At 74.9% G+C, this 15,363-nt stretch carries 15 protein-coding genes; 4 read left to right on the top strand and 11 right to left on the bottom strand.

Going from position 1 to position 15,363, the window contains the following annotated elements; translation table 11 throughout:
- Positions 1 to 251 precede the first annotated feature (251 nt).
- Entirely contained in the window at positions 252 to 2,834 is a 2,583-nt protein-coding gene (hrpB, locus tag IEW07_RS08765) for an ATP-dependent helicase HrpB (RefSeq protein ID WP_188536317.1), read from the bottom strand.
- Between the two features lie 240 nt (positions 2,835 to 3,074).
- Between hrpB and IEW07_RS08770 the strand changes: the two genes are divergently transcribed.
- The 3 genes from IEW07_RS08770 to IEW07_RS08780 all read left to right on the top strand — a co-directional run bounded on the left by IEW07_RS08770 (position 3,075) and on the right by IEW07_RS08780 (position 6,213).
- On the top strand, positions 3,075 to 4,046 hold the full coding sequence (locus IEW07_RS08770) for a 1,4-dihydroxy-2-naphthoyl-CoA synthase (protein WP_188536319.1): 972 nt from the start codon (positions 3,075 to 3,077) through the stop codon (positions 4,044 to 4,046).
- A gap of 23 nt (positions 4,047 to 4,069) precedes the next feature.
- Positions 4,070 to 5,236: an AMP-binding protein gene (locus tag IEW07_RS08775; RefSeq protein ID WP_188536322.1), complete on the top strand. Its 1,167-nt coding sequence runs from the start codon at positions 4,070 to 4,072 to the stop codon at positions 5,234 to 5,236.
- A 95-nt stretch (positions 5,237 to 5,331) separates the two neighbouring features.
- The gene (locus IEW07_RS08780) at positions 5,332 to 6,213 is read left to right on the top strand and encodes a 1,4-dihydroxy-2-naphthoate polyprenyltransferase (RefSeq protein ID WP_188536324.1); all 882 of its coding nucleotides are present in this window, start codon (positions 5,332 to 5,334) and stop codon (positions 6,211 to 6,213) included.
- A 101-nt stretch (positions 6,214 to 6,314) separates the two neighbouring features.
- On the opposite strand, the gene IEW07_RS08785 is transcribed toward IEW07_RS08780, so the two are convergent.
- On the bottom strand, positions 6,315 to 6,602 hold the full coding sequence (locus IEW07_RS08785) for a DUF4229 domain-containing protein (RefSeq protein ID WP_188536326.1): 288 nt from the start codon (positions 6,600 to 6,602) through the stop codon (positions 6,315 to 6,317).
- 74 nt (positions 6,603 to 6,676) lie between these two features.
- On the opposite strand from IEW07_RS08785, the gene IEW07_RS08790 reads away from it, so the two are divergent.
- Complete coding sequence (locus IEW07_RS08790; protein ID WP_188536328.1) at positions 6,677 to 7,231, top strand: PLDc N-terminal domain-containing protein; 555 nt, start codon at positions 6,677 to 6,679, stop codon at positions 7,229 to 7,231.
- Positions 7,232 to 7,389: 158 nt separating this feature from the next.
- Here the strand turns inward: IEW07_RS08790 and ccsB are convergent, their stop codons facing one another.
- The 9 genes from ccsB to gdhA all read right to left on the bottom strand — a co-directional run bounded on the left by ccsB (position 7,390) and on the right by gdhA (position 15,345).
- Positions 7,390 to 8,442 (bottom strand): c-type cytochrome biogenesis protein CcsB, encoded by a 1,053-nt coding sequence (ccsB, locus tag IEW07_RS08795; RefSeq protein ID WP_188536330.1) that lies wholly within the window; start codon positions 8,440 to 8,442, stop codon positions 7,390 to 7,392.
- A 13-nt stretch (positions 8,443 to 8,455) separates the two neighbouring features.
- Complete coding sequence (gene resB / locus IEW07_RS08800) at positions 8,456 to 10,204, bottom strand: cytochrome c biogenesis protein ResB (protein WP_188536332.1); 1,749 nt, start codon at positions 10,202 to 10,204, stop codon at positions 8,456 to 8,458.
- Between the two features lie 44 nt (positions 10,205 to 10,248).
- Positions 10,249 to 11,010, bottom strand: coding sequence for a cytochrome c biogenesis CcdA family protein (locus IEW07_RS08805; protein ID WP_188536333.1), 762 nt, complete (start codon positions 11,008 to 11,010; stop codon positions 10,249 to 10,251).
- Complete coding sequence (locus IEW07_RS08810; protein ID WP_188536335.1) at positions 11,007 to 11,627, bottom strand: TlpA family protein disulfide reductase; 621 nt, start codon at positions 11,625 to 11,627, stop codon at positions 11,007 to 11,009. The genes IEW07_RS08805 and IEW07_RS08810 overlap by 4 nt, the downstream gene beginning before the upstream one ends.
- Before the next feature lie 53 nt (positions 11,628 to 11,680).
- Positions 11,681 to 12,352 (bottom strand): histidine phosphatase family protein, encoded by a 672-nt coding sequence (locus tag IEW07_RS08815; RefSeq protein WP_188536337.1) that lies wholly within the window; start codon positions 12,350 to 12,352, stop codon positions 11,681 to 11,683.
- 61 nt (positions 12,353 to 12,413) lie between these two features.
- The gene (locus IEW07_RS08820) at positions 12,414 to 12,677 is read right to left on the bottom strand and encodes a glutaredoxin family protein (RefSeq protein ID WP_188536338.1); all 264 of its coding nucleotides are present in this window, start codon (positions 12,675 to 12,677) and stop codon (positions 12,414 to 12,416) included.
- 142 nt (positions 12,678 to 12,819) lie between these two features.
- Entirely contained in the window at positions 12,820 to 12,918 is a 99-nt protein-coding gene (locus IEW07_RS08825) for a 30S ribosomal protein bS22 (protein ID WP_005504750.1), read from the bottom strand.
- Between the two features lie 177 nt (positions 12,919 to 13,095).
- On the bottom strand, positions 13,096 to 13,890 hold the full coding sequence (locus tag IEW07_RS08830; RefSeq protein WP_188536340.1) for a FadR/GntR family transcriptional regulator: 795 nt from the start codon (positions 13,888 to 13,890) through the stop codon (positions 13,096 to 13,098).
- Between the two features lie 114 nt (positions 13,891 to 14,004).
- Complete coding sequence (gene gdhA / locus IEW07_RS08835) at positions 14,005 to 15,345, bottom strand: NADP-specific glutamate dehydrogenase (RefSeq protein WP_188536342.1); 1,341 nt, start codon at positions 15,343 to 15,345, stop codon at positions 14,005 to 14,007.
- Positions 15,346 to 15,363: the final 18 nt, after the last annotated feature.

Below are 15,363 nucleotides of genomic sequence, written 5' to 3' on the forward strand. Positions count from 1 at the left end.
GGTGCTGCGTGAAGCAGTGCGGGTGCGTGCCGGGGCGCCCGAGATCTGGGGCGGGTGCTCCTCGGCGGAACCGTGACCGGCGACGGCCCGCGGGAACGATCGCGTCGCGGGGGTCCGTCGGGTCCGTGCCTCGGGCCGGGGGTCGCAAGGTGGGCGAGCCGGTCCGTGCGTGCTGGATAGACGCGCATCGGCAGGTGCGGTAACACCATGGTAACGCAGATCACAGCGCCGCACCACCCGCGCGGGGCGGCTCAGGCGCGCCGCTTGGTCCGGGCGGTGGCGGGCGCCGTCCACGGGTCCTCCGGCCACGGGTGCTTCGGGTAGCGCCCGCGCATCTCGGCGCGCACCTGCGCGTAGGGCCCCGACCAGAACGACGCGAGGTCGTCGGTGACCGCGAGCGGCCGGCCGGCCGGGGAGAGCAGGTGGAAGAGGATGGGCACCCGCCCGTCGGCCACCGCCGGGGACGCGGCCCACCCGAAGCACTCCTGCAGCTTGACGCTCACCACGGGCCGGCCGCCGGGGTCGTCGGCGGCGGGGTAGGAGATCCGCACCCGCGAGCCGCTGGCCACGCCCAGGCGCTCCGGGGCGAGCCCGTCGAGCCGGGCGGCCTCGGGCCAGGGCAGCAGCCGGCGCAGGGGGTCCGTGAGGTCGGTGCGGGCGGTCCGGGCGCCGTCGGCGAGGGCGTCGAGCTCCGGCGCGAGCCACTCGTCGAGCCGCGCGAGGAGCGCGTCGTCGCCCACGTCCGGCCACGGGTCCCCGAGGTGGTGGTGGAGCAGGGCCAGCCTGCGGCGGAGCTGGTCGGCCGCCGCGGACCAGCCGAGGAGGTCGAGGCCCCGGTCCGCGACGGCGGCCCGCACGGCTCCCCGGGCCGCCGCCGGGGTGGGGCGCACGGGGGTGGCGGACAGCTCCACGGCCCCGAGCGCCCGGACCCGGCGGGCGGTGACGCGCCCCGCGTCGAAGCTGGCCCGCACCTCGTCGCTCAGGAGGTGCTCGGCGCTGCGCTCGGCGACGGCCCGGTCGATGGCCGCCGCGGCACGGATCACGGCACCGGTGCCGGCGGCGGCCCGCCCCGCCGCGCGGGTGACGTCGGCGACCGCCAGCCACTCGTGGCCGGCGAGGGCGCTGCCCGCCGGCAGCCCGGCGCGCGTGCCGGAGGCGAGCAGGTAGGTGTCCCCCACCTTCCGGGCGATCCGGTCGGGCAGGGCGAGGGCGACGACGGCGCCCGCGGCCGTCTCCGCCGGCGGGGCGCCGCCGGCGGCGGGAGGGGCCCCGGCCGGGGCCGTCGCGGGGAGTTCCTCGGCGATCGCGCGGAGGCGCCGCGCCTCGTCGGCCCAGCGGCGGGCGCCCGGGGCGCGGCCCGAGCGCAGGTCGGCGAGCAGCCGCGCCAGGTCCCCTCCGGGCGGGCGGTGGTCGTCCGAGACCATGGCGACCACCTCGGCCGCGGTGCGGGCCCCGACCGTCCGGGCGCCGTCCAGCAGACCGCGGGCCAGCCGGGGGTCGACGGGCACCCGGGCGAGCAGCCGGCCGGTGGCCGTGGCACGGCCGTCCTCGTCGAGGGCGCCGAGGCCGTGCAGGACCTCGACCGCGTCGGCCAGGGCCCCCGCCGGCAGCGGGTCGGGCAGGGACATGCCCCGGCCGCCCGGGGCGCCCCAGCAGGCGAGCAGGAGGACGGCGCCCGTGAGGTCGGCGGCGGCCAGCTCGGGGGTGAGGTGGGCGGGCATCGCGGCCCACGTCCGCTCGTCGTAGCAGCGCACCACCTCGCCGGGGCCGAGGCGGGCGGCCCGGCCGGCGCGCTGCTCGGCCGAGGCGCGGGACGCGGCCACGGTGACGAGGCCGGTCATGCCGCGGCCGGCGTCGCGCCGGGGCTCGCGGGACAGGCCCGAGTCCACGACCAGGCGCACGCCGGGCACGGTCAGCGACGACTCCGCGAGGGAGGTCGAGACGACGACGCGGGGCGGCTCGCCGGGCCCCCTCCCGGCGGTGGCACGGTCCTGCTCGGCCGGCTCGACCCGCCCGTGCAGCTCGAGCACCTCGACGCCGCGGACCCGCTCCCGCAGCCGCCCTGCGACCTGGGCGACCTCCCAGGCCCCGGGCACGAAGACGAGGGCGTCCGTGGCGGCGTCCCGGGCCAGGGCCTCGGCGTGGGCGGCGGCCGCGGTCCGGGCGACGTGGTCGAGGAACTCCCGGGTCACCCCGCGCTCGTCCGTGCGCCGGCCGGGTGCGGGCGTCCACCGGACCGTGAGCGGGTGGAGGGCCGCGGGGCAGTCGACGACCGGGGCCGGGGCGCCGTCGCCCAGCAGGGCGGCGAAGCGCGGGGCGTCCAGGGTCGCGGACATGGCGACGAGCACGAGGTCCTCGCGCAGCTGCCGGACGTCGGCGAGCATGCCGACCAGCAGGTCGGACTCGAGGCCGCGCTCGTGGACCTCGTCGAGGACCACGGCGCCCACGCCGGGCAGCTCCGGGTCCTGCAGGAGCCGGCGCAGGAGGACGCCGGGGGTGACGAACTCGACGAGGGTGCGCGCGCCGGTGCGCCGGTCCCCGCGGACGGTGTGGCCCACGAGGTCGCCGACGCCGGTGCCGGCCAGGTGGGCCAGCCGACGGGCGGCGGAGCGTGCGGCGACCCGGCGCGGCTGGGTGACGACCACGCGGCCGGCGCCTCCGCGCCCGTGCAGGAGGTCGGCCACGAGCGGGGGCACCAGCGTGGTCTTGCCGCTGCCGGGCGGGGCCTGGACCACGGCGGTCCCGCCGGCCAGCGCCGCGCGGAGGTCGTCGAGCACGCCGGCGACGGGCAGGCCGGCGCCGATCCGGGCGAGGTCGAAGGGGGTGGGGCTCACCGCTCCAGTGTCTCACCGGCGGCTGCGGCCCGGCGCGGTGCCCGAGGGGCCGCGATCGGCCCGGCGGCCGCGCCGAGGGGTCCCGACCAGCCCGGCCACCGCGCCGAGGGGTCGGCATCCGCCGGAATGCGCGACGGATGGCGGCAGCATGCGACCCCTCGCCGCACGGGCCCGCGATCAGGCCGGCGCGCGGCCCGGCCGGCAGGATCCCGGAGCGCGAGCCGTCGTAGACTCGGAGGCGTGAGCGAACCGGCACAGCACCCCACCGACCTGCCCGAGCGCGTCTCGGAGATCTTCGACCCGGCCCAGTGGCGGACGGTCGACGGCTTCGAGGACCTGAGGGACATCACCTACCACCGCGGCGTGGAGCGCGACGCGGACGGTGCCGTCGTGCGGGACCTGCCGTGGGTGCGGATCGCCTTCCACCGCCCCGAGGTCCGCAACGCCTTCCGGCCCGGCACCGTGGACGAGCTCTACCGCACGCTCGACCACGCCCGGATGAGCTCCGATGTGGGCGCGGTGATCCTCACCGGCAACGGCCCCTCCCCGAAGGACGGCGGCTGGGCCTTCTGCTCCGGCGGGGACCAGCGCGTCCGCGGCCGCGACGGCTACCGGTACGCGGAGGGCGAGACCGCCGAGTCCATCGACCCCGCTCGCGCCGGCCGGCTGCACATCCTCGAGGTGCAGCGGCTGATCCGCACCATGCCGAAGGTCGTCATCGCGGCGGTCTCCGGGTGGGCCGCGGGCGGCGGGCACTCGCTGCACGTGGTCTGCGATCTCACGATCGCCTCCCGCGAGCACGGGCGGTTCAAGCAGACCGACGCCACCGTGGGCTCCTTCGACGCCGGCTACGGCTCCGCGCTGCTCGCCCGGCAGGTGGGGCAGAAGGCCGCCCGCGAGATCTTCTTCCTGGCCCGCGAGTACGACGCCGAGCGGATGCGCGCGATGGGCGCCGTCAACGAGGTGGTCCCGCACGCCGAGCTGGAGGCCACCGCCATCGGCTACGCCCGGGACGTCGCGGCGCAGTCCCCGCAGGCGATCCGGATGCTGAAGTTCGCGTTCAACCTGCCGGACGACGGCATGGTGGGCCAGCAGGTCTTCGCCGGCGAGGCCACCCGCATGGCGTACATGACCGACGAGGCCGTGGAGGGCCGGGACGCGTTCCTGGGCAAGCGCGACCCGGACTGGTCCGGCTTCCCCTACTACTTCTGAGCCGGGCGAGGAGGAGGGCCGGGATGGCCGAGCTGCACGTCCCCGACGACGCCGTGGTCCTCGACGGGCCCCTCGCCGGCGACCCCCTCGACCTGCTGCCCCGGCTGACCCGGGCGCTGGGCCGGGAGGGTCCCGCCGTCGTGGTGCGCACGTCCGGGTCCACCGGCCGGGCGAAGCGGACCGTCCTCACCACGGACGCCCTGGCCGCGTCCTCGCTGGCCACCGCCGTGCGCACCGGCGGCGTGGGGCAGTGGCTGCTCGCGCTCCCGGCCCACCACGTGGCGGGCCTGCAGGTGCTCGTGCGCTCCCTCTACGCGGGCACCACGCCCGAGGTGCTCGACCCCGCGGCGCGCTTCACCCCCGGGGCGTTCGCCGCGGCCGTCCAGGAGATGAAGGACCCCGTGCGGTTCGCCTCGCTCGTCCCCACCCAGTTGCAGCGGATCCTGCAGCCCGCCTCGGGGCCGCGCGACGGGGACGCCGTGGCCGCGCTGAAGAGCTTCCAGGCGGTGCTGCTGGGCGGCTCCGCGGCCCCCCCCGCGCTGCTGCGGGCGGCCCGGGAGGCCGACGTCAACGTGGTCACCACCTACGGGATGTCCGAGACCTGCGGCGGGTGCGTCTACGACGGCGTGCCCCTCGACGGGGTGGCCGTGCGCATCGGGGCGCCCGGCGCGGACGACGACGCCCCGGCTCCCGGCGCCCCGCGCCCCGCGGGCCCGGGCCGGATCTGGCTGGGCGGCGCCGTCGTCGCCGCGGGCTACGCCGGGGACCCGGAGCAGACCGCGCGGCACTTCCGGGATGCCGGGGGCACGCGCTGGTACCGCACCGACGACCTCGGCGAGCTGTCCCCGGAGGGCGTGCTGAGCGTGCACGGGCGGGTCGACGACGTCGTGAACACGGGTGGGGTCAAGGTCTCCGCGGGCCTGGTCACGGCGGCGCTGCTGCGCCACCCCGCGGTGCGCCAGGCCCTGGTGCTGGGCGTGCCGGACCCCGAGTGGGGCCAGGCGGTGGGCGCGGCGGTCGTCGCGGTCCCCGGCGCCGACCGGGAGGCGCTGCGCGCGGAGCTGGCCGAGACGGTGCGCGGCGAGCACGGCGCCGCCGCGGTCCCCCGCCGCTGGGCGTGGCCGGACGAGCTGCCGCTGCTGCCCACGGGTAAGCCGGACCGGGCGGCGGTCGCGGCGCTGCTGGGCTGAGCCCGGTCCTCCCGGGCGTGAAACAATGATCCCCGCCCGCACCCCCGTGCCGGGCCGCGTCCCGCGCGACATCGTTCTTCCCCGGAGGTAAGCCCGTGGCCACGCCCGCACAGTGGATCGAGGGGGCCCGGCTCCGGACCCTCCCCATGGCTCTCGCCCCGGTCCTCGCCGGCTCCGCCGCGGCGCAGGCGCTGCACTCCTTCGGGCCGGTCCGCGCGCTGCTGGCCCTGCTGGTGGCGCTGCTCCTGCAGATCGGCGTGAACTACGCCAACGACTACTCCGACGGCGTCAAGGGCACGGACGACCACCGCGTGGGGCCCCTGCGCCTCACCGGCTCCGGCGCCGCCCGGCCCGGCCAGGTGAAGGCCGCCGCGCTGGTCTGCTTCGGCCTCGCGGCCGTGGCCGGGGCTGCGCTCGTGGTGCTGAGCCGGCAGTGGTGGTTCATCCCCGTGGGGCTCTCGGCCGTGCTCGCCGCGTGGGGCTACACCGGCGGGCGGGTGCCCTACGGCTACCTGGGCCTGGGCGACGTCTTCGTGTTCGTCTACTTCGGCCTCGTGGCCGTGCTCGGCACGACCCTCACCCAGGCGGGCACCCTCAACCTCGAGGCCTGGATCGGGGCGCTGTCCACGGGGCTCATCGCCTGCGCGCTGCTGATGGCCAACAACATCCGGGACCTGCCCACGGACCGCGAGGTCGGCAAGCGCACCCTGGCCGTGCGGCTGGGCGACCCGATGGCGCGCGTGGTGTTCGCCGCCGAGATCGCCGTGGCGCTGCTGCTCGTGCTGTTCCTCGTGCCCTACAACCCGTGGATGCTGATCGTGCTGCTGCTCGTGCCGATGGCGCTGCCGCCGATCGCCACGGTGCTGCGGGTGCAGGACCGGCGCCAGCTCATCCCGGTGCTCAAGCAGTGCGGGGTGCTCAACGTGGGCTGGGCCGTGCTGTTCGCGCTGGCGGTGCTGCTGCGCCAGTGGCTGTGAGCGGCCGCCGAGCCGGCCGCTGATCCCGCCTCGGGGCCGGTCACGAGCCGGCCGCTGGGCCGGTCGCCGGGCCGCCCGTTGAGCCGGTCACGGCGAGGGGCTCAGACCTCGCGGCCGTCCTCACGGAGCTTGCGGTCCACGTAGGCGTCCTCGACCGCCTGGTCCTCGAGGGCCACCCGGTTGCTGGGCTTCGGGGCCCGCGCGGTCCAGCGGCGGAACTCCTCGCCGGCGGCCGCGTGCAGGCGCGGGAAGAAGAGGTAGGAGACCGCGAAGGAGACGGCCACCGCGGCGATCCCGGACAGGATCAGCCCCACGTCCAGCGCCGTGCAGACCAGGAAGACCAGCACCAGGACGGCCAGCCGGAGCAGGGAGTACTTGAGGAAATTCACCCGCCCAGTGTACTGAGCCCAGCTGGGAGCGAGCGCCGAGCCCGCGTCCAGGCAACTCCCCTACGATTGACGGCATGGGCAGAGCGATTCTCATCATCGGTGCGGCCGCCTTGGCGGTGGGCGTCATCGTCTACTCCCTCATCGAGTGCGCCCGCACCAGCAGCGCCGACATGCGCGGCCTGCGCAAGGGCGGGTGGATCGCGGTGATCCTCCTCCTCCCCCTCCTGGGCGCGCTCCTGTGGCTGTTCCTGGGCCGGCCCCAGGGATCCGGGGAGGGCGGCCGGAGCGTGCGGCCCAGGGGTCCCGACGACGACCCCCAGTTCCTGCGCAACCTCGAGGAGCGCCGGCGGCAGAAGGAGCAGGCGGAGAAGCTGCGGCGCTGGGAGGAGCAGCTGAAGCGCAACGGCGGGTCCGGCGCCGCCGGCCGGCCGGGGGACGGCTCCGGGAAGCCCCCCGCCGGAGACTCGGACAAGGACCACGAGAAGGACCTCGACAAGAACTTCGACAAGAACTTCGACAAGGAGTTCGAGCAGGAGTTCGGGCAGCAGTTCGGCGAGGAGCCCGACGAGGGCCCCGCCGACGGCCTGCCGGACGACACCTCGGACAGCAACCGCCCGCCCCGCGACTGACGTCCGGTGGCTCCTGAGAGGCGAGCGACCGGCGTCCGACGGCCGAGAGTCCGTTGGCCAAAGTCCGGTGGCCGAGAGGCCGGTGACCGGCGCCCGGACACAGGAACGGCCCGCACCCCACGGAGGGTGCGGGCCGTTCGTGCAGGAGCGGCGCCGGGTCAGACCCCCGCGTAGGAGTGCAGGCCCGCGAAGACCGTGTTGACCACGGTGAAGTTGAAGATGATGCACAGGTAGCCGACGATCGACAGCCACGCCGACCGGGTGCCGGTCCACCCGCGGGTGGCACGGGCGTGCATGTAGGCCGCGTAGACCACCCAGATCACGAAGGTCCAGACCTCCTTGGTGTCCCAGCCCCAGTAGCGGCCCCAGGCCTGCTCGGCCCAGATGGCGCCGGCCGCCAGCGTGAAGGTCCAGAACGCGAAGCCCACCGCGTTGAGCCGGAAGGACAGGTTCTCCAGGGCCTGCGCGGAGGGCACCAGGCGCAGGAACGGCATGCCGGGCCGCTCGCCCGCCAGGACGGCCCTCTCCCGGTGCGCCTGCAGCAGCTGCAGCACGGCCATGGCGAACGTGATGGTGAAGATGCCGGAGGCGGCCACGGCGATGGACACGTGGATCACGAGCCACCAGGACTGCAGCGCCGGCTGCAGCGGCCCCACGGGGGTGGGGAAGCCGATGGTCGCCGCGCACAGCATGATCACCACGAGCCCGGAGACCAGGGTGCCCACGAAGCGCAGGTCCTTGGCCAGCAGCGCGGCCAGGTACACCCCGGCGACGACGAGCGCGCCGCTGGTGCAGAACTCGTACATGTTGCCCCACGGCACCCGGTCGGCGGCCACGGCGCGGGTGACCACCGCGGCGGCGTGGACCACGAAGGCCAGGACCATGACGGCCACCGCCACGCGGGCCGCCGGGCGGCGCTCGCCGGTGTAGCGCATCTCGGCGTCCGCCACGTGCCCGGCCAGCTCGGAGCGGGCGGTCGTGCGGAAGCCGCGCCCGGCGTCGTCGGCGGACCCGCCCGCCGGCGCACCGCGGGAGGCGCCGCCGGACGCGGCGCCCACCAGCTCGCGCTCGCCCGCGCCCTCGGCGCCCCGCAGGGCCTTGGAGTGGGACGCCAGGTCCCAGGCGAAGGCCACGAAGCTCACCAGGTAGGTCATGGCGGCCAGGAGCATGAACAGCTCGCTCCAGGTGCCCAGGGTCTCGTTGACGTTCATGCCCGCTATCCTCTCACTCGTTCCCGGCCGGGGTGCCGGCCGGGGTCGCGGTGGCCGTGGTGCGCCCGGCGCCACCGGTCTCGCGCACGCCCGCGGACTGCCACTGCTCGGTCCACAGCTCGGCGAGCCGCTCCGCCTCGGTGTGCAGCCGCGGGTCCTCGCCGCGGGCCAGCAGGCCGTACTCCAGGACGGTGGTCGGGCGCCCGTCGTCGTCGGTGCCCCGCGCGGCCCGCACCCACACGCGGCGGCGGGCGATGAACATCGACATCAGCAGGCCGGCGAACGCCGCCAGGAAGGACACGAACGCCCCGGTCTTGCCCGGGTCGTAGTGGATGTCCAGGCCCACGTAGCGCTTGACGTCCAGGAACTCGATCGTGCCCTTGCCCTCGGGCAGCTCGTAGGTGCGGTTGGCGCCGTCCAGCTTGATCGCGCCGTTGGAGCTCATCATGGCGTTGAGCTCGGTGAGCGGCTCGACGTCCAGCACGAACACGTTCTGCGGGTCGCCCGAGTCCAGGCCCAGGTCCCCGTAGTAGGAGGACAGGATCAGCTGCGGGTTGGCCAGGCCGGGGTCCACGGAGCGGGGCATCGTGCCCTCCTCCCCCACGGCGGTGGGCAGCAGCAGGCCCACGAGGCCGAGCTGGTCGGGGCGGGCGTCCGGGACCTTGAGCACGAACGAGGAGGTGTACACCCCGTCCGTGGGGATGGTGACCACGGGTCCCTCGAAGGCGACGTCCCCGTTGCCGTCGGTCACCCGGACCACCGGCGCGTAGCCGTTGCCCACGAGGTAGGACTTCACGCCGTTCACCTCGACCGGCTGGTTGACCTTCAGGACCTCCTGGCGCGGCTCCGCGCCGGGCTCGTCCTGGACGGTGACCTCGGCCGTGAAGTCCAGGGGGGCGCCGTAGTTCTGCGGGACGGTGGTGTCCCGGTTGAACTCGGCCTCGAAGCGGTCCAGGCGCAGCGAGAACGGCTCGAGCCAGTCGGCGTCGTAGTTGGTGCCCGGGGTGAAGGAGTCGTAGCCGATGAGGGTGTTGACGAAGGACTCGCCCTCCACCAGCACCCGCTGGCCCTTGTAGCCGAACAGGGAGCCGACGGCCACGGACACGAGCACGCCCAGCAGCGCGAGGTGGAAGACGACGTTGCCGACCTCCTTCCACATCCCGCGCTCGGCGGCCACGGAGGGCGCGGCGGTCCCTGCGTCCCGCACGGCCACCCGGTAGCCGCGCTTCTTCAGCAGCCGGGCGGCGTCGGCGACGACCTCGTCCGGGGCCGGTTCCGCGGCGCCGTCGCGGCCGCCGAGGGCGAACGCCCGGTGCTCGGGCAGCCGCTCGAGCCGCCGCGGGGTGCGCGGGGGCTGGGCCCGCCACGCGCGCCAGTGCTTGGCGGCGCGGGGCAGCACGCAGCCGACCAGGGAGACGAAGAGCAGGAGGTAGATCGCGGAGAACCACGCCGAGGAGAACACGTCGAACAGCTGCAGCCGGTCCAGCCACTCGCCGAGCACGGGATTGTTGTCGATGTAGTCGCTGACGGCCGTGGGATCCTGGATCCGCTGCGGGAAGACCGAGCCGGGGACCGCGGCGACGGCGAGCAGCAGCAGCAGGAACAGCGCGGTGTTCATCTTGGTGAGCTGCGTCCACGCCCACCGGAGCATCCCGAGGGGGCCGAGGGAGGGCAGCTCGACGCCGGGCTCCCCCTTCCGGGGAGGCTCCGGGGACGTCCCGGGCGAGGGGCCCGACGACGACGGGGGCGCTGAGGTGCTCATGCCGGCCTTTCTGGTGTCGGTGTCGGGGCGGGGCTCGGAGGTGCTCAGATCGGCATCACCCAGTCGGTGACGAGCTCGGCCTGGATCCAGGAGACGAGGGCCGTCCAGGCACCCGTCATCATCAGCAGGCCCACGAGGACGAGCAGGCCGCCGCCGGCGCGCTGGATCGCGAGGCGGTGGCGGCGGAAGAAGCCCATCGCGCCCATGCCGCGGCGCAGGGCCAGGGCCAGCAGGACGAAGGGCACGCCCAGGCCCAGGCAGTAGGCGACCGTGAGGACGGCCGCCTTGCCGCTCGAGGCGCCGTCCACGTAGACGAGGGCCTGCACGGCGGCGAAGGTGGGGCCGATGCAGGGGGCCCAGCCGAGGCCGAAGGTCACGCCGAGCAGGGGCGCGCCCCACAGCCCGGGCGGGGGACGGCGCTCGATCTTGCGGTCGCGCTGGAAGAAGGAGAACCCGCCGAGGAAGACGACGCCCATGAGGACCACGAGGGCGCCCAGGAGCACGGTGATCCAGTTCTGGCCCAGGAACCACGCGTACGCGCCCAGCTGGGCCAGCAGGACGGACATCAGCAGGAACACGGCGGAGAAGCCCAGCACGAAGAGCAGGATGCCGCCGAGCACGCGGCCCCGGCGCTGCTCCTGGAGGTCCGCGCCGGTCAGGCCGGTGACGTAGCCGAGGTAGCCGGGCACGAGGGGCAGCACGCACGGCGAGGCGAAGGAGACGAGGCCGGCGAGCAGCGCCACGGGCAGCGCGGCGAGGAGGGAGCCGTCGAGGACGATCTCGGCGAAGGGGTTGCCGGACGTCATGCCGCCTCGGCCACCGTGTCCTCGAGGAGGGTCTCGAGCACGGAGCGGTCCGCGATCCCGAGGATGCGCGCGGCGACCCGGCCCTCGGCGTCGAGCACCAGCGTGGTGGGCACCGCCTGCGGGGGCACGTACGCGCTCAGGGCCATCAGCACGCCCCCGTCCTTGTCCCGGAAGGAGGGGTAGGGGATCTCGAAGGTGCGCTCGAACGCCTCGGCGGTGGGGCGCTCGTCCCGCAGGTTCACCCCGTAGAACGCGGCCTGCCCGTCGAACCGCCGGGCGAGCTCCTTGAGGTCCGGGGCCTCCACCCGGCACGGGGCGCAGCCCGCGTACCAGAAGTTCAGCAGCACGGGCCGGCCGCGCAGGTCCTCGGCGGAGAGCTCGGTGCCGTCGAAGAGGGTGCCGGAGAACTGCACGGGCTCGCCCCGCTCCCCCGCCGGGTACTCGGAGACGGTGCCGTCCCCGGCGATGTAGCCCTTCTGGTCCCCGGAGTTGGCCTGCTGGGCCAGCGAGTCCTCCTCGGCGCACCCGGCGAGGGCGAGCCCGAGGACCCCGAGGCCGGCGAGCGAGAGGACGCGGCGGCGGGACGGGCGGGCGGAGGGCGTGGTGCGGGAGCTCACGGACGGATCACCTGGTGGTCTGGAGGGGACGGGAGGGCGGCGGCGCCCGGTCATTATGAACCGGGAAGCTGGTTGACCCCTGGGTAGAAGCGGGCCGCGGGCTCGCTGTAGACGATCCGGGGCGGGCGCCCGGCGCCGAGGTCGTCGAAGACGAGGGAGGTGAGGGAGGCGAGATTGCAGCGGCGCCGGCGCGGGTCGTGCGGCAGGGGCCGGCCCTCGGCGGAGCGCCGGGTGAGCCAGATGGGCAGCTGGTGCGAGACGAGCACGGCCTCGGCGCCGTCGCCGCCGCGCTCGACGGCGGTGCGCCCGGCGTCGAGCACGGCCTCGGCCATCCGGGCCACCTGGTGGCGGTAGGGCTCGCCCCACGAGGGGCGCAGGGGGTTGAGCAGGTGCGGCCAGTGCCGGGGCTTGAGCAGCTCCGGGCCGTCGACGTGCAGGCCCTCGAAGTGGTTGCGGGGCTCGATGATCCGCTCGTCGGGGTGCACCGGCAGGTCGAGCTCCCGGGCCACGGGGGCCGCGGTCTCCCGGGCGCGCAGCAGCGGCGAGGAGACGAGGTGGACGATGCGCGAGCCCCCGCCCACGCGGGCGGCCAGCTCGGCCGCGGCGGCCTCCGCCATCCGCGCCCCCAGCTCGGTCAGGTGGTAGTTCGGCAGCCGCCCGTAGACGAGGCGGTCCGGGTTCGCGACCTGGCCGTGGCGCAGCAGGTGGACGGTGGTGGAGGGCATGGCTCCCATGATCCCAGACCGGGGGGCGGAGCCCCAAAAAGCCGGCGGCGGCGGACCCTGCTCAGCCCGCCAGGCGCTCGCGCAGCACCCGCTCCAGCCGGCGCTCGTCGATCCGCCAGAAGTCGCGCGGGACGCCGTCGACCATGACCACGGGGATCTCCTCGGCGTGCCGGCGCAGCAGCTCGGGGTCGGTATCGACGTCGACCTCCTGCCAGTCGAGGCCGAGACCCGCGGTGACCCGCCCCACGGACTCGCGGGCCGCCTCGCAGAGGTGGCAGCCCGGGCGGGTGAGGAGGGTCACGACGGGCGGGGCTGGTGAGCTCATGCGCCCATGCTACGACGGCGCCCTCGACCGCGCTTCACCGCACCCTCGACGGCGCGGTGACCCCGCCCGCCGGGGCCCGGAACGGCACCAGGGCCGTCGTCCCGGTGGGGACGACGGCCCTGGTGGCGGTCTCAGCGCAGGCTCACTTCTTGTTGCGGCGCTGGTGACGGGTCTTGCGCAGGAGCTTGCGGTGCTTCTTCTTGGACATCCGCTTGCGGCGCTTCTTGATCACTGAACCCATAGGATCCCTCGCATCTTCATGTCTCGGTGGTGTCCCCCGGGCGCTCCGCGCGTCGGGCGGGCACGACGGGTGCCGGCCCTCGGACGGGTGACGGCCGGGCAAACGTTCACTGACACCCTACCGTCTTGCGGGGAAATTGCCGCACTCGGCCGGCGGCCGGCGCCCGCCGGGCCGGGCTCAGGCGCTCCGCGGCACCCGCGCGGGGCTCTCCTCCGGCTCGTCCTCCAGGTGCGCGGGCAGCTCCGTGGGCGCGTCCGGAGCGGGTCCGGGGGTGCGCTGCTCCTGGTCGGGGTCCACGCCGGCCTCCCGGTACTGGTACTCGATGTGCTCGGCGACCAGCCGGGCGGCCAGCCTGCGGTCCCCCGCCGCCAGGGCCGAGTAGATGGCCTGGTGCTCGGCGCGCAGCCGCTCGGCGGTCGCGCTCCACAGCGGCACGTGGCCCACGAGGGCCATCGTGTACTCGTAGATGGAGTCCCGCAGCGAGGTCATCAGGGCGGAGACCACCGAGTTGCCGGCGGTCTTGCACAGGGCGATGTGGAAGCTGACCTCGAGGTGGTGGAACTCCTTGAGGGACAGGTCCTCCCGGCCCATCTGGCCCAGCAGCGCGCGCAGCTCCTCCATGGCCGGGTGCGCCGGGTCGGCGCGCTCCAGCGCCCACGTCTCGAGCAGCACCCGGGTCTGGACGATGTCCCGCAGGGGATAGTCCGAGGTGGCCATGTGCAGCTGCAGGGCGGGGCCGGCGGAGGCAGCCGGCTCGCGCACGAGCATCGGCAGGATCGACTTGCGCGGCCCGTCGAAGAGCCGGACGATGCCCTGCGACTCGAGCGTCTTCAGCGCCTCGCGCATGTTGTTGCGGGAGACACCGTGGATGGCCGCGAGGTCGCGGTCCGAGGGCAGTTGTTGGCCCAGCACGAGGTTGCCGTCGAACAGCTCGTTCTCCAGCCACTGCAGGACCTGTCGATGCGTTGCCATAGTCTCCAGGGTAGGACGTTCGCGGGACGTTGGGGGCGATCGCGGGACCTACGTGTCGGGGGGCGGACGGGGGGGAGGGCTTCCGGGCCCGGCGTCGGCCGGGCCCGGAAGGGGTCAGATGAGGCCCTGGGCCATCATGGCCTCGGCGACCTTCATGAGCCCGGTGATGTTCGCGCCGGCCACGTAGTTGCCCGGCATGCCGTACTCCTCCGCCGTGGCGGCGCAGTCGTCGTGGATCGACGTCATGATCCGGGCGAGGCGCTCCTCGGTGTACTCGAAGGTCCACGAGTCGCGGGAGGCGTTCTGCTGCATCTCCAGCGCGGAGGTGGCCACGCCGCCGGCGTTGGCGGCCTTTCCGGGGCCGAAGAGCACCCCTGCGTCCTGGAACAGGCGGGTGGCCTCGGCGGTCGTGGGCATGTTCGCGCCCTCGGCCACCGCGATGACGCCGTGGTCGAGCAGCTTCTTGGCGTGCGAGCCGTCGAGCTCGTTCTGGGTGGCGCAGGGCAGCGCCACGGTCCCGGGGACCTCCCACACGGAGCCCTTGGCGATGAAGCGGGCCCGGCCGCCGCGGCGCTCGGCGTACTCGGAGATGCGCCCGCGCTCGACCTCCTTGACCTCGCGCAGCAGGTCGAGCTCGATCCCGTCGGGGTCCACCACGTAGCCGCTGGAGTCGGAGGCGGTGACGACCGTGGCGCCGAGCTTCTGGGCGCGGCCGATGGCGTGGATCGCCACGTTGCCGGAGCCGGAGACGAGGACCGTCTGGCCGTCGAAGGACTGCCCGCGGGTGCGCAGCATCTCCTGGGCGAACATCACGGTGCCGAAGCCGGTGGCCTCGGGGCGCACCAGGGAGCCGCCCCAGCTGAGGCCCTTGCCGGTCAGGACGCCGGACTCGTAGCGGTTCGTGATCCGCTTGTACTGCCCGAACAGGTAGCCGATCTCCCGGCCGCCCACGCCGATGTCCCCGGCGGGGACGTCGGTGTACTCGCCGATGTGGCGGTAGAGCTCGGTCATGAAGGACTGGCAGAAGCGCATGACCTCGGCGTCCGAGCGCCCGCTCGGGTCGAAGTCCGACCCGCCCTTGCCGCCGCCGATCGGCATGCCGGTGAGGGCGTTCTTGAAGATCTGCTCGAAGCCGAGGAACTTCACGATGCCCAGGTACACGGACGGGTGGAACCGCAGGCCGCCCTTGTAGGGGCCCAGCGCGGAGTTGAACTCCACCCGGAAGCCGCGGTTGATGTGCACGCGGCCCTGGTCGTCGGTCCACGGCACCCGGAAGATGATCTGGCGCTCGGGCTCGCAGATCCGCTCGAGCACCGCGGACTCCAGGATCCCGGGGTGGCGTGCCACCACGGGGCCGAGGGACTCGAAGACCTCGTCCACGGCCTGGTGGAACTCGGCCTCGCCCGGGTTGCGGGCGAGTACGGCCTGGCGGATGGGGATCAGGTCCTCGTGCATGGTGCTCCTCGTTGGGGT

This window comes from Kocuria dechangensis (genome assembly GCF_014636775.1).
GTDB classification, from domain to species: Bacteria; Actinomycetota; Actinomycetes; order Actinomycetales; family Micrococcaceae; genus Kocuria; species Kocuria dechangensis.

Bases quoted from the DNA above. Each gene is read 5' to 3' on its own strand.
- ccsB (WP_188536330.1), bottom strand. From the start codon at position 8,442: ATGAACGTCAACGAGACCCTGGGCACCTGGAGCGAGCTGTTCATGCTC.
- resB (WP_188536332.1), bottom strand. From the start codon at position 10,204: ATGAGCACCTCAGCGCCCCCGTCGTCGTCGGGCCCCTCGCCCGGGACG.
- IEW07_RS08805 (WP_188536333.1), bottom strand. From the start codon at position 11,010: ATGACGTCCGGCAACCCCTTCGCCGAGATCGTCCTCGACGGCTCCCTC.
- IEW07_RS08830 (WP_188536340.1), bottom strand. From the start codon at position 13,890: ATGGCAACGCATCGACAGGTCCTGCAGTGGCTGGAGAACGAGCTGTTC.
- IEW07_RS08825 (WP_005504750.1), bottom strand. From the start codon at position 12,918: ATGGGTTCAGTGATCAAGAAGCGCCGCAAGCGGATGTCCAAGAAGAAG.
- IEW07_RS08790 (WP_188536328.1), top strand. From the start codon at position 6,677: ATGGGCAGAGCGATTCTCATCATCGGTGCGGCCGCCTTGGCGGTGGGC.
- IEW07_RS08820 (WP_188536338.1), bottom strand. From the start codon at position 12,677: ATGAGCTCACCAGCCCCGCCCGTCGTGACCCTCCTCACCCGCCCGGGC.
- IEW07_RS08775 (WP_188536322.1), top strand. From the start codon at position 4,070: ATGGCCGAGCTGCACGTCCCCGACGACGCCGTGGTCCTCGACGGGCCC.
- gdhA (WP_188536342.1), bottom strand. From the start codon at position 15,345: ATGCACGAGGACCTGATCCCCATCCGCCAGGCCGTACTCGCCCGCAAC.
- IEW07_RS08815 (WP_188536337.1), bottom strand. From the start codon at position 12,352: ATGCCCTCCACCACCGTCCACCTGCTGCGCCACGGCCAGGTCGCGAAC.